Annotated in this window: 12 protein-coding genes and 1 riboswitch; of the genes, 7 read left to right on the top strand and 5 right to left on the bottom strand. The window is 57.4% G+C overall.

Annotation, left to right across the window (positions count from 1 at the left end):
- Window positions 1-114 precede the first annotated feature (114 nt).
- Window positions 115-1,062 (bottom strand): PIG-L family deacetylase, encoded by a 948-nt coding sequence (locus HY298_01480; protein ID MBI3848950.1) that lies wholly within the window; start codon window positions 1,060-1,062, stop codon window positions 115-117.
- Window positions 1,063-1,195: 133 nt separating this feature from the next.
- Here HY298_01480 and folP point away from each other — a divergent pair, with 133 nt between their 5' ends.
- The 4 genes from folP to HY298_01460 are packed head-to-tail and all read left to right on the top strand — an operon-like array spanning window position 1,196 to window position 4,783.
- Window positions 1,196-2,062, top strand: coding sequence for a dihydropteroate synthase (gene folP / locus HY298_01475; protein ID MBI3848949.1), 867 nt, complete (start codon window positions 1,196-1,198; stop codon window positions 2,060-2,062).
- Window positions 2,062-2,949, top strand: coding sequence for a TIGR00159 family protein (locus tag HY298_01470; GenBank protein MBI3848948.1), 888 nt, complete (start codon window positions 2,062-2,064; stop codon window positions 2,947-2,949). The genes folP and HY298_01470 overlap by 1 nt, the downstream gene beginning before the upstream one ends.
- Before the next feature lie 2 nt (window positions 2,950-2,951).
- Window positions 2,952-3,404 (top strand): hypothetical protein, encoded by a 453-nt coding sequence (locus tag HY298_01465; GenBank protein ID MBI3848947.1) that lies wholly within the window; start codon window positions 2,952-2,954, stop codon window positions 3,402-3,404.
- Window positions 3,401-4,783, top strand: coding sequence for a phosphoglucosamine mutase (locus HY298_01460; GenBank protein MBI3848946.1), 1,383 nt, complete (start codon window positions 3,401-3,403; stop codon window positions 4,781-4,783). The genes HY298_01465 and HY298_01460 overlap by 4 nt, the downstream gene beginning before the upstream one ends.
- Before the next feature lie 967 nt (window positions 4,784-5,750).
- Here HY298_01460 and HY298_01455 read toward each other — a convergent pair.
- The 4 genes from HY298_01455 to HY298_01440 form a co-directional block, all read right to left on the bottom strand.
- Window positions 5,751-6,638, bottom strand: coding sequence for a prepilin-type N-terminal cleavage/methylation domain-containing protein (locus HY298_01455; GenBank protein MBI3848945.1), 888 nt, complete (start codon window positions 6,636-6,638; stop codon window positions 5,751-5,753).
- Entirely contained in the window at window positions 6,635-7,669 is a 1,035-nt protein-coding gene (locus HY298_01450) for a hypothetical protein (GenBank protein ID MBI3848944.1), read from the bottom strand. Before HY298_01450 ends, HY298_01455 begins: the two co-directional genes overlap by 4 nt.
- Before the next feature lie 349 nt (window positions 7,670-8,018).
- Window positions 8,019-8,215: riboswitch (cobalamin riboswitch) on the bottom strand.
- A gap of 121 nt (window positions 8,216-8,336) precedes the next feature.
- Window positions 8,337-9,215 (bottom strand): MBL fold metallo-hydrolase, encoded by an 879-nt coding sequence (locus tag HY298_01445; protein MBI3848943.1) that lies wholly within the window; start codon window positions 9,213-9,215, stop codon window positions 8,337-8,339.
- A gap of 95 nt (window positions 9,216-9,310) precedes the next feature.
- Window positions 9,311-10,423 (bottom strand): glycerate kinase, encoded by a 1,113-nt coding sequence (locus HY298_01440; protein ID MBI3848942.1) that lies wholly within the window; start codon window positions 10,421-10,423, stop codon window positions 9,311-9,313.
- Between the two features lie 128 nt (window positions 10,424-10,551).
- Between HY298_01440 and HY298_01435 the strand changes: the two genes are divergently transcribed.
- The 3 genes from HY298_01435 (at window position 10,552) to HY298_01425 (ending at window position 13,634) form a co-directional block, all read left to right on the top strand.
- Entirely contained in the window at window positions 10,552-10,890 is a 339-nt protein-coding gene (locus HY298_01435; protein ID MBI3848941.1) for a glutaredoxin, read from the top strand.
- A gap of 124 nt (window positions 10,891-11,014) precedes the next feature.
- Complete coding sequence (locus HY298_01430) at window positions 11,015-11,875, top strand: pantoate--beta-alanine ligase (GenBank protein ID MBI3848940.1); 861 nt, start codon at window positions 11,015-11,017, stop codon at window positions 11,873-11,875.
- Between the two features lie 289 nt (window positions 11,876-12,164).
- Entirely contained in the window at window positions 12,165-13,634 is a 1,470-nt protein-coding gene (locus tag HY298_01425) for a leucine-rich repeat domain-containing protein (GenBank protein MBI3848939.1), read from the top strand.
- Window positions 13,635-13,636: the final 2 nt, after the last annotated feature.

The following is a 13,636-nucleotide window of genomic DNA, read 5'->3' as shown; positions in this document are numbered from 1 at the left end:
TCGGCGCGCAAGCGCGCCACGCATCTCGCAAAGCTGCTCCGGCTACACTGGGTTATGGATTTGGCTGACGACGGGACACGGATGGCGGCGTGCTGCTCTTCGCCAAACCATGGCTCATTCTCCAAAGAACGGAAACAGCCGTTTCAACTCCTCCTTGTCAGGTCGCCGTCCGTACTCGCAGATTTCAAATGCCTCGGCGTGTTTGATTTGTTTACCTGTTTCCTCGCCGTACCATTCAAGCAGCTTGTCGCGAAACCGATTTGCCAGCGCCTTGTCACGACCGTCGAAAGCGTTGCGGACTTCCTGGACGCGCTTGGTCCGTTGTTCCGGCGTCTTTGGCAGCAGCCCTTCGTTCCCATTCGCGCCGCCCTCAAGGAATTGCGACTCCATGACCGCGAGCGCGTCGAGTTTCTTTTCAATCACCGAATCAATCGAGACGGCGATGTCCGGCTGCGACGGCGTCGGTTTCTGGAAACGGTCGGTGTAATAAAGAAAGACGGGATTCTTTTTCAACGGCGGCACTTCCGGCACGATGAATGGCACCGTGACCATGTAAGCCGCGTCTTGCACCAGCACAGCGGTGTAACGATGGTCGGGATGGTAATCGTTTGGGCGCGGAGCAATCACAATGTCCGCCTGCCACTCGCGGATGAGGCGCGTGATTTTCTTGCGGTTCTCCAACGTCGGTTCCAGTTCGCCGTCGTGAATGTCCAGCACTTCGCTTTGGATGCCCAGCATTCCGTCGGCTTGGGCGACTTCTCGTTTCCTTCGCAACGCCAGCGGTCCGCCCGCTTCGCGCCAATGACCAATATCACCGTTGGTCACGGAGACGAACTTGACGTGATGACCTTTGCGCGCCCACATCGCGCCGGTGCCGCTGGCCTGCAATTCGCAATCGTCCGGGTGCGCGCCGAAACAGATGATGCGCAGTTTGCCATCGTCCGGTGGAACGGCAGGCTTTGAGGTTGGTTCTGCCGCCGTCGCGCGAACTGCCGAAAGCGCGGCAGCGCTCGTGAAGGCGAAGATGAGGAGGTTGCCGAAGGGAAATTTGAATTTGTTCATAATTGGCAAACAGTGTTAAGGATGTGTCGTCAGCCGGTAACTCGAAAACGAAGACAGATCAAGACAAATCAAACTCCCGATGATTTTGCGCGCCCGCCAATTTGAATTCCATTTTCCGCGCCCGGCGCTGGTGATGGGGATCATCAACGTGACGCCCGATTCATTTTCCGATGGCGGACAATTTCTCGACCCGGCGGCGGCTGTGGCGCACGCGCTGCAGTTGATTGAGCAGGGGGCAGAGATCATCGATGTCGGTGGCGAATCCACCCGACCCAACGCCACGCCGGTAAGTGAAGCGGAGGAATTGCGCCGGGTGCTGCCGGTCATCGAACAATTGGCCGGCCTGGTCAAAGTGCCGATCTCGATTGATACGGTCAAACCGTCCGTTGCACGGGCCGCGCTGAAAGCCGGCGCCAGCATTGTGAATGATGTGGCGGCGATTCAGCGCGCGGGCGATTCCGTTGGGAGTTCCGCCTTCAGGCGGTCCGGGTCATCAACCGCGCCCGACCGCCTGAAGGCGGAACTCCAAACTGATGCCATGTGGCGCGTGGTTGCCGAGGCAGGTGCGGGTTACGTCTGTATGCACATGCAAGGGACGCCGCAGACGATGCAGTCCAATCCGACCTATGCCGATGTGGTGCGCGAGGTCGGCGAGTTTTTTGATGAGCGACTGGAGCGACTGGCGGCGGCGGGAGTCAGCGCCGAGCAGGTGATTTTGGACGTGGGGATTGGTTTCGGCAAAACGCTCGAACACAATTTGCAGTTGCTCGCGGGGCTGGAGAGTTTTACAAAGTTGAAGCGCCCAATGTTGCTTGGGGTTTCGCGCAAATCTTTTATCGGTAAATTGCTGGGAACACCCGTCGCCGAGCGATTGCCCGCATCGCTGGCGTGCACCACCCTGGCGGTGCAGGCGGGAGTGCAAATGTTCCGCACACATGATGTGTTGGCAACGGTGCAAGCGGTGCGAATGGCCGAGGGCATTCTGGCGCGCCGGAAATAATGGACTTAAGTATCCTGCAAAACCTGTGGCGACCCGTGCTGGAGATCGTGCTCCTCACGGTGGGGATTTATTATGCCCTGATGTTCGTTCGCGGCACGCGCGGCTGGCCGGTGGTGATCGGTTTTCTGGTGATCCTCGCCTTGACGCTCATCACCCTCGCGCTAAAACTGGAAGTCCTGTCATGGTTGCTGAAAACATTCTTTGCGTTCTCAGCCCTGGCGATCCTCATTATTTTCCAACCGGAGCTCCGCCGATTGCTCGCCGAATTGGGCAGCCTGCCGCTGTTCATCGCCGCGCGTGAAACGGTGGAAACCGTCGAGCCAATCCTGCGGAGCACGGCGCGGGAGCAACGTGAAAACATCGAGATCATCATTCAAACCGTCGAGCGGCTGGCGGATGTCCGCATCGGCGCGCTCATCGCCATCGAGCAAACCACTCCGTTGTGGGACGTGGTCGGGTCGGGGATCGTCGTCAACTGCGAGGCGACGCCCGAAATGCTGGAGACGATTTTTTTCCCGAACAACGCCATCCACGACGGCGGCGTCATCATCAAGGGTGATCGGATCACGCACGCCGCATGCATCTTTCCATTGACGCAGCGGCAGGATTTGAACAAATCGCTCGGCACGCGCCATCGGGCGGCGATTGGCTTGACGGAGGAAACCGACGCCGTGGTCGTGGCGGTCTCGGAAGAAACCGGCTCGATTTCCTACGCTTACAAAGGCCAGTTGGTGCGCGGCATCACGCTGGAGGAATTGCGCGCGTTCTTGACGTCGCTGCTCATCAAGCGTCCGCGGGCGCGGAGCTTTCTGGAATGGATTCGCGGTCTGTTGGGCGAGCGGGTCATGCCAACGGCGGCATCGAACCAGAAATCAGACGCGAAATAAAAATGTCCCTGCGCGATTACATTCAGAACAATCACTGGTGGAAGCTGGTGTCATTGCTATTGGCCACCTTGACGTGGTTTACGATTCACACGGCATTGAACCGTGACCAGAAGTTGCAGGATTCCCCCATCAGCACGGTGAAGACCCGCGTTTTTCCCGCAATGCCCATCACGATCATGACCGCGGCGTCCGACGCGCGCGGCTTCAAAATCAGTCCCGAGCAGGTGCTCGTGAAAGTCATTGGCAAAGAAGAAAAATTGGCCACCTTGCTTCCTCAAGAGATTGGGGTGTTTGTCAATTTAACCCGCAACCAAAGTGCAATCCGCCTCCGCAAGGACGTTCAGGTTCGCGTTCCCGACGGCGTGATCGTCGTCAGCGTGGACCCCGATAAAGTGGACGTGGAACCAATCGCACCTCCGGAAACAGCCACGACCCCAAGAACCGTCAACCCATGAGTGTCTCAAAAAAAATCTTCGGCACGGACGGCGTCCGGGGCATCGCCAACATCGAACCCGTCACTGCGGAAACCGCGTTGAAGCTCGGCCGCGCGGCCGCCCACGTTTTCAAAAACATCGAAACTCAGGCGCGCGGCCACGGGCGACACAAAATCGTCATCGGCAAAGACACACGCCTCTCCGGTTACATGATCGAGAACGCGCTCTCTTCCGGCATTCTTTCGATGGGCGTGGACGTGCTGTTCATCGGGCCGCTGCCCACGCCGGGCGTGGCCTACGTGACTCGCAGCTTGCGCGCGGATGCCGGCATCGTCATCACCGCGTCGCACAATCCCTACGCCGACAACGGCATCAAGTTTTTCCGCGCCGATGGTTACAAGCTGGACGAGAAGATCGAAGCCGAGGTCGAGGACCTGGTTTTCAGCGGCCGCATCGAAGACATCCGCCCCACGGCCGAGGACGTTGGCAAGGCCGTGCGTATTGACGACGCGCTGGGCCGCTACATCGAGTTCGCCAAGGCCAGTTTCCCGCGCGGCATGACGCTCGATGAGATGCGCGTCGTCGTGGATTGCGCGCACGGTGCGGCCTACAAATCCACCCCATGCGTCCTGCGCGAACTGGGCGCGGACGTCATCGTTTTCGGCAATCAGCCCGATGGGAAAAACATCAACAAGGACTGCGGCTCGATGCATCCGCAACATTTCTGCGCGAAGGTCCGCGAATTTCGCGCCGACGTGGGCATCGCGCATGACGGCGACGCCGATCGTGTGCTGATGTGCGACGAGAGCGGCAATCTGGTTGACGGCGACGACATCATGGCCATCGCCGCGCTGGATTTGCTGGCGCAAGGCGCGCTCGCCAAAAACACCCTCGTCGGCACCGTGATGAGCAATGCGGGGCTTGGTGCGGCGATTGCCTCGGCGGGCGGGAACCTCATCCGGACCGCCGTGGGCGACAAGAACGTAATTGATGAAATGCTGCGCGGCGGATTCAACTTTGGCGGCGAGCAAAGCGGCCACCTGATTTTCCGCGACCACAGCACGACCGGCGACGGTCTGGTGGCCGCGTTGCAATTGCTCCGCATCATGCGCGCGACGGGCAAACCGCTCAGCCAGCTCGCGAAATGCTGGACGCGTTTCCCGCAACTGGTCACCAACATCGTGGTGCGCGAAAAGAAACCGTTCGACCAGCTTGACGGTGTGGCGCAACTCGTCGCTGAAGCCGAAGCTGCAATGAAGTCCCACGGTGGACGCCTCCTGCTGCGTTACTCTGGCACTGAACCCAAAGCGCGGCTCTTGCTTGAAGGCCGCGACGCCAAAGCGCTCGAAAAGTGGTCGCAGAAAATCGGTGAGACGATTAAGAAGCAGATTGGCGCTTGAACGGTGACACAGGTGTCCAGCGGTGCATTTGAAACCGGCACAGAATGTAGCCGATCTGGGTATTAAGCCTCTTGGTGGAAGCATGCGTGGCAAAGTCCGCCAAGTAAATTAGCTTGTCGGCCACAAATCGTGCACGGCCCACGGCTGGGAATTTGGAAACCGACAACCATATCCTCGAATGATACCTTCCTATCTGGCCTTCGAATTAGTAATTCCAAACGGAGGAATATAACTTCGAGCACACTATGAGCAAGCTCGCTCGTGGGATATGCAACTACGCGCTTGCCGTTAACATGAATCGTCAACGTCTTGTCGTCGAAATTGAGAGCGAAATGATTCTTTTCAGTATTCACACGGCATTAGGCGGCCTGTATACACTTGGGGCCAGTTAATCATAGACTCAACGAACACTTACACCAAACATACCGAGCAAAACCATTCCGAGCGTGAATCCACCGATCAAGCCATAGCGCGCAACATGGAAATATCGAGGAGGCTCAATTATCTCCGAGGATGTGTCGTTTGTCCCGATGGCTACTATAGTACGCTTGTGGAGCTCCATCTTACTCACATGAATGAACACGAAGGAAACTATGGTTAGTATAAGGCAAATCAGGGAAGCGCGAAGAAGCCACAGTCCGCACGCGGACGCAGGTGTCAAATCGTTCCGAAATGCAACTATGAGGGTAAGAGCGCCTGTGGCAAGTGTAGCCAGTCGATCTGCCAATTGATAAACCGTGTTCAGTCGATTCTGTCGTTCCTGCTCGATCAATTCTCCTCTGGTTTTCACGTCCATATCCACCGCATCGCTGCTGGGTTTAACAGTAGGTTAACCACAAACTTTGCACTCCGTCTCGGTTCATGGCTGAACTGTATTGTGGACGTACGTTTTTGTCCAGCTTGGTTCCTGTTTCGATGACAAGCCCCGGTTACCCGAGAGCGAAGGCTAGCAAACAGCCTGGCTCGCTTACGGTACATTGAGGATTTCCGGGCGAAACCTTCCCACGAGCTGGCCCGGCATCCTTGGATCAATGGAGCCGGGCAGGAATTTTTCCGGCGCGACATGGCCATCGCAGAAAACGACGTTCGCCCGTTGCGAATGGCGGAAATGGCCGTGAGGATAATAGCTGCTGCTGGGATAATTCGTGGGGTTGTCCACATAATAAAATTCTTCGAGCATCGGCTTGTCGTGCGAGGCGGGTGACTGGAAGTCATTGACCTGCGCGGCGTCGGCGAGAAGCGCCAGCTCGGTGGGCCGGCGGATGTTATTCACGTTCACCGGCGGCAGATTGGCGGTGGAAGAGAGATAGATGTTGTAGCCATAACCATAAGCCGCGCCGTCCGCCTTCAATTTAAACTGCGCCAGCGCGTAATTCAGCGACGGACAAAGCTCCACGCCGCGACCTTGCAAGTAAGGCCAAAGCGCCCCTTGTGTCACATCGAAGGGCCGCTGGCCTTCGATGCCGCCGCCTAGCCAGCCGAACCAATAGATGTCGCCACCGTTGGTGGCCGCGCCGCGATAGCGAAAACAATTTCCGCTGTTGTCGTCCCAATACATCTGCGTGGCCAAGCCGAGTTGTCGAAGATTGCTCCCGCATCGCATCCGTTGAGCCGAGGCTTTGCCGCGGGTCAGCGCTGGCAACAACAACGCCGCCAGAATTGCGATAATGGCGATGACGACGAGGAGCTCAACGAGGGTGAAGGCGCGGCGCGAAGCACCAAATTCCAAGCTCCAAGCTCCAGGGAAATTCCAAGCACCAAATTTCAAACTCCTGCGCCTCGCGACGACTTGGTGTTTGAGATGTGAAGTTTCTCTGGAGCTTGGAGCTTGGACCTTGGAGCTTCTTGGGTTCATGGTCTCTCCGCATGCACGCGATAGAACGCCTTGTCCGGTGGTGGATTGGTGTCTTGCAGAAACAGATTGGTCGCGTTGCCGGAAAAGGTCGCGGAAACATTTGTCCAGGCGGAGAAATCCACCGTGCGTTCGAACGTGTATAGCCAGTTCGTGCGGCTGATGAATTGCACCTGCCAGATGTTGTTGGTGAATTCGCCGGTCAAATTGGTCACCGGCGGAGGCGGCGTTGTGACGACGAAATTGTCCACGACGCCGTGGCCGAGAACTGAATCGAAGTCATCGCCCGCGCTGCTGTAGCTGCTGATCGAAAATGTGTCCACGCGGAAATCGTCGGAGGCGTTGAAGCCGCTGCTGTTGGTATCGGTCAACACGACGTTCGGCGGTTGGAAAAGCAGTGCGCCGTTCGTGGTCAAAATCGTGATGAGGGTCTGGTTGCTGGCCGTGTAAGTCATGGCCACGTGCACGACGCGATTGGTCGGCAGTTCAAATGTGTAGGGCGCAAAAACGGTGGGCGCAAAATGAAAACTGTTGGTGGAAATAAAGGTCGGCGTCGTGGTCGCAGCCACGTCAAAAATCGAACCGCCGAAGTCGTAGTAGCCCGCCGGGAAATAATCAAACTCGACCAGACTCGGCGCGCTGCCAAAAGCGCCACGCATGAAGTTCGTGCTGGTGGCGGTCGCGTGGTTCAGAAAGCCCAGCGCGATTTCCAATCCGCCCGTTTTGTTCGACTCATTGCCGCTGACGATGTCGTCCAGACGCAGGTCGAAGGCGAGACTGAAATCATCGCTGCGAGTCAGGATCGTGCCCAGCGGACGATGGAAGTAACTGTTCGGTTGCGACGAGTCCCAGGTGACGGCCAGGTGGTTATTCGTGGCGTCCCAGTGAAATAAATTTGTGTCGCCAAAAACCTGCCAGCCGCGCGCCGCCGGATCGCCGGAGAAATCTTCCGAGAACGTTCCTGCTCCGGACGGATAGGAAGAAATGAGTAACCCACCGGCCAACGCCAGCGCCGATAAATGTGTTTTGAACATAGACTGATCTTTCAATGATGCACCGCAGGTTCGCTGCGGAGCGGTTGACGATTGAGAGACCAGCGCGGAGTTTGAAAGCTGTAGCCGACGACGTGAGGAGGCGGATGACGTGACGATGCCTTCACCCGTCCGCCTCGTTACCTCGGCGGTTACAAAACAAAAAACCTTCAAACTCCGCAAGACGGGGAATGAAGGCATTCAACGAACCCTGTCGAAAACAGTCCGACAGGCTGGCCTCATCCTTCTCTTTACGGAGAAGTTGCTGAATGGTTGATAGTTTTTAGTTGATGGTTGATGGAAACGCGCTTGCGTCCTATCAACAATCAACCTTCAACTCTCAACTTCCTCAGCATGACGAGCACAGCCAAACCGATATCCTGACTTCGGGCTTAACCTCGCTCCCGCCTTCCCGGTCCGCTTTGCGCGGCCAGTGGCGATGGGAGTTTGTAGTCCGTTACAGTGGCGTAACCGTCCCCGATTCTCACGGGGTTCCCAGATGTTTGACTGCGACACGGATGGACGAACGTCCATCCAGTTTCAAAGAACTTCAGTGGTGGTACGTCGCCGGTGAAAAAATGGCAAGCAGTTTTCCAATTTCATCAACCGCCCTCAGGCGCGGCTTGAACCTTTGCTGTTCCGGGAAGCTTCACGGAGATTATAGCCGACGTCAGGCGGCGGACGGATGGTGCCCGGAGCGCTTTTCGCCTCCTGGCGTCAACGTCCGCACAAAAAACGGATTGTGTAATGTCTCCTCCGCCACCGTCGTAAACGGCCCGTGTCCCGGGCAAATCAACGTTTCCGCCGGCAAAGTGAAAATCTGTTCGAGAATTTTTTGTTTCGCCAGATCCCACGATTGATTGCCACGCCCAATCGAACCAGCGAAAATCGCGTCGCCCACTATCGCCGCGTGCGGCGCATCCTCCGACCAGTTGCCGATCACGTAGGTTACGCCGTCTTCGGCGTGACCGGGCGTGTCGCGGTTGGTGATGCGCAGACTTCCGAGATGGATGAAATCATTTGCCCGGTTGCGCTGCTCGACCGGCGCACTTTTGGAACTCGAATGCAACCGGACCTTCGGAAACTTCTCACGAATGCCGGCGAGACCAGCAATGTGATCCTCGTGCGTATGAGTCAGAAAAAGATGCCGCAATTGCAATTGGTTTTCTTCGATCAATGTTAGAACCGGTTGCGCCTCCCAGCCAGTGTCAAAAACCGCCGCCTCGCGCGAAACCTCGTCCCAGACGAGATAGCAATTCACCGTGTTGCCGCCGCGCGTGGTGCTGATCTGCCGCAACTCGCGCCAGCGACCGAGGTCGGGTATGGCCGGACGCCAGCCGTGGGCGAGCGCCTCAAGTTTGCCCGCGTGGAGACCGATCAACGGAGCGAGCGCGGCAAAGTTGAGTCGCTCGACTGCGTTCCCCGATTCTTCCAAGGCGGCCAATTCTGTGGTCGTCAATCCCGCGGCCTTGGCGGCTGCGTCAGCGGACACGCCCGACATCGCGCGAGCCTTGCGAATCACATCGCCCAGATGATCTTCCAGATTCACGGTCGCAACGTTAGCGTGGCCAAGTTGGAGTTCAAGCTTTAGCTTGTCACTTTGGATACTGATTTGCGGAACAACCTGAAGATTGAGCTCCAACGCTATGGCCATTGATGCGCCACGCGCATCGCCAATTGTTCCAGCCAATAGGCGGGTTTTGTTTTTGCCTGCGCAGCGGCCGTTAATTCTGTCAGCCCAAACGTCATGGTGAAGCGACCTTGCATCGAACGGGAATCGTTGACCACACCGGCCAGTCCGATGCACGGTACGTTGAGTTGCTGGCAGCGACGCGCGATTTCGCCGACGCCTTTGCCCATCAACGTCGATTTGTCGATGGCGCCTTCGCCGGTGATGACCAGATCCGCTGAGCGTAGCCTCGTTTGCAGCCTCGCGGTGCGGACGAAGAGATCAAACCCCGCTTGCGGCTGCGCGCCGAGAAAAGCCAGCAAACCGAATCCAAGTCCACCAGCGGCGCCGGCGCCGGGAATCTTTGCAAGGTCACGCTTCAAAGATTTGCGGGTGGCCAGCGCCAACTGCCGCAAACACTTTTCAGCAAGTGGAAAATCTTCCGGCCGCAAACCTTTCTGCGGACCGTAAATCCTGGTCGCTCCGCTTGCGCCGAGCAACGGATTCTGCACGTCCACCGCAACGATCAAACTCTCAAACCATCGTGTTCTTCGCGGTGCGTGGAGGTGCGCGAGTTGTGCCAGATCGGTCCAATGCTCAATCGGCCTGTCGTTTCGATCCAGAAAATTCCAGCCCAGTGCGCGAGCCAAACCAAATCCGCCGTCGTTCGTCGCGCTGCCACCGATGCCGATCAGACATCGTTTGGTGCCCTTGGCGGATGCGGCTCGAAGGACCAGGCCCAAACCAAACGTGTCGAGTTGAAACGGGTGGAATTTGTTTTGCGGAAGCATGGCGAGGCCGATGACGTCGGCGGACTCGATGATGGCCGTTTTCGTTTTCTTCTCCCACCACCAGCGGGCGCGACCGCGGCGACCGGCCGCATCAAGTGTCCAGACGGTTTGCGCCTTGGCATGAACGAGCTGGCTGATGACCTCGCCAAAACCGTCGCCGCCGTCGCTCATCGGCAACAATTCCAGGGAATCTTGTGGACGCGCTTGGCGCCAACCTTTGGCGATGGCGGCGGCGGCGGCCTGGGCGGTGAGCGTGCCTTTAAATTTATCGGGAACGATTAGAACTTTCAGCGGCATGTTTGCCTGACTTTCCCGTTTCAGGATTCAGGGATCAAGTCATCTCTCTGGAGCCGGATTGGAGGGGCAAAACTTTAACCTTTGAACTTTTGTGCGGCTGTGGCAGTTTAGGAGCGAAATCTTATATTATGAACAAACCGAAAATAATTGCTTACTTGAAACCGTCCTGTGGTTGGAGCCAGGGTGTGCGCGCCGTCCTGCGCAAATACGACCTGCCGTACGAAGACCGCGACATCATCAACGACCCTGTCCAACGCCAGGAGATGATCGAAAGGAGCGGTCAGATGCTCAGCCCGTGCGTTGAGATCAACGGTCGCCTGCTGGCTGACGTGAGTGGTGAGGAAGTGGAAGCCTACCTGTTGGCCAACCGGCTAGTGGGTTCGACTGAGCGTGAAGCCGATGCGCCAACCAACCAGCCGTGCGCTCACGAGATGCCGGCAGGAGCGCCGATTCAATTCCATCGTTGATCGGAGATTTGAAAAACAAATAACGCGAAGGTGAATGCCTTCGCGTTTCTTGTTCAACACCTGCGGCTCGTTTGTCTCGACATTAAGGTTGATACTTGATCGGAGCTGTCCCATTTTTTCCGCCATGCGAATCATTACGTCGATCGCCGCCATGCAAAAGTTGGCGCGCCGTTGGCAGAGAGAAAGCGTCCGCATCAGCTTCGTGCCGACGATGGGTTATTTGCACGTGGGGCATCTGGGTCTGATCAAACGCGCGCGGCAACGGGTCGGCAAAAGCGGCAAAGTAGTCCTCAGCATTTATGTCAACCCGACACAGTTCGGGCCGAAGGAAGACCTCAACCGCTACCCCCGCGATTTAGCGCGGGACACGCGACTCTGCCGCGCTGAGGGTGTCGATCTGATGTTCGTGCCGGACGACAAACAGATGTACCCGCCGGACCGCGGTGAAAAGTTCAGCACGTTTGTGGTCGAGGAGGATTTGTCGAAGGTCATGGAGGGCAAGTCGCGGCCCACGCATTTCCGCGGCGTGACGACGGTAGTGGCCAAGCTCTTCAACATCGTGCAGCCGGACGTCGCGGTTTTCGGCGCAAAAGATTTTCAGCAGGCGACAATCATCCGACGCTTGGTGCGCGATTTGAATTTTCCGGTAAGAATCGTGATCGCTCCGATTGCGCGGGAGACTGATGGCGTGGCGATGAGTTCGCGCAACAATTACCTGGCTCCGGGAGAACGGCGGCAGGCGACCATTTTGTGGCGGGCCATCGGGCTGGCCCGCCAAACCGTGAGAGCAGGCGCCGTCTCCTCGACCCGTTTGAAAGCGCAATTGAAGCGTTTGATTTCCAGCCAACCGGCTGCGCGGCTCGATTATGTGGAGGTTTTCGAGCCGGACACTTTGCAGCCGGTAACCCAGGCAACGCGCGGCACGCATCTGGCGCTGGCGGTGTTTGTCGGAAGAACGCGGCTCATCGACAACGCGCGGCTTTGACCGCAAAGATTGCTCCAGCCGCCTGATTTCCACAGCTCGTTTCAGGGCTGGAAATCAGCTTGCAATGGGGGAGTGCTTCCGGCCAAGGTGATCCTGACTCTAAAGTCCGAAATGGCGACGCAGGCGCGCGTGCGTTTTGTTCAGGTGATTTTCTTTGCGAGCGCCGTGAGGGCAGGGGAGGTTGTGCCCCGGAAGCCGTCGATTCGTTGAGTGTTGAGAGCAAGGGGTGTCTGCGCGCCGAGGCGGTGCGTCTCGCGCGCATGGGCAGGTCAACTGGGGTATGGTGAAAGTGAAAGCCGTTCGAAAATCTGTTGCTGTCTGGTCTGTGGTTCTTGCTGCAGGGCTGTCCGCCAGCGCTGCCTACGCCCAAACGGAGGTCACCTTTCCTGACCCGAACCTCGAAGCCGCCATCCGCGCCGCGTTGGACAAACCAACCGGCCGACTCACCAGTGAGGATCTCCAGGCGCTGACCTCGCTTTCCGCCTACAACGCGAGTATCGGCAACCTGTCCGGTTTGGAATGGGCGACCAACCTGGCGCGTCTCGAACTGGCCGGAAATGCCGTCAGCGATCTTTCACCGCTCGCCGCGCTGTTCAGCCTCACGGAATTGAATATCGGAGATAACTTGATTCCCACCGGCGACGAACTGTCCGTCTTGACCAACCTCACCCGTCTTTGCTTGAACGGCAACTCGATCAGCAACCTGACCTTTCTACAGGGCTTGAACAAGCTTACTTCGCTGGAACTTGAAAAGAACCGCATCCGCGAACTTTCACCTCTGTCCACTTTGACAAACCTGAGTTCGCTGGCCTTGGGCGGAAATCCAATCGGCGACTACTCGACGCTGTCCGGCTTGACCGGTCTGACCAATCTCGCGCTGTGTGACGGCGGCATTACAAATCTGGCCGTGCTGCGGGATTTGTGGCGGTTGACCTCGGTGGTCCTCTACAAAAACCTCGTCACCGATCTTTCTCCGCTGGCGGGATTAACGAACCTGAACAGCCTGGACCTCAGATGGAATACGATCACGAACTGCGACGTGGTGCTGGCGGCGGCCGCCAACCTGACCACCTTGTATCTGGGCGGTAATTCCATCAGCAACGTGTCCTTCCTGCAGCATCTGATCCGTTTGAATTTCTTGAACCTCGGCGACAACCAGATCAGCGACCTGTCGCCGTTGACCACGCTCGCCAACTTGAGCTACGTGGTGCTGAGCGGAAATCCCGTCACCAATTACTCCGCGCTGTCCGGCTGGACGGAGCTGGTCAATCTTGAGTTGCGCGGCAATGCCATCAGCAACCTGACATTCCTGTCCGGCTTGAGCCGGCTCAGCTACATTGATCTGGCCTACAACCGTGTCGGTGATCTGTTGCCGCTGGCGACGCTGACGAATTTAACCGCTTTGGTACTGACCGGCAATCCGATCACCAACTTTACGGAGCTATCTGGATTGACCAATCTGACCGGTCTTTGGTTGTACCATAACTCCGTGAGCAACCTGACTTTTCTTGATGGCCTGAAGCGATTGACACATCTCCTCCTCGACGACAACCGGATCGCCGACCTGTCGCCACTGACCGGATTGACGAATCTAAACTGCCTGGAGCTGGGCCATAACCCGATCACCAACCACACCCTGCTGGCCGCGCTGACCAATCTGACTCACCTCAAGCTGGATGGCCTGTCCCTCAGCAACCTGAGTTTTGTCCAAGGGTTGAGCCGACTGGTGTCGCTCAACCTGCGGAACAATCGGCTTTAGGA

Source organism: Verrucomicrobiota bacterium, assembly GCA_016200005.1.
In the GTDB taxonomy this organism is placed as follows: Bacteria; Verrucomicrobiota; Verrucomicrobiia; order Limisphaerales; family PALSA-1396; genus PALSA-1396.
This window is presented reverse-complemented; position numbering and strand designations above follow the sequence as displayed.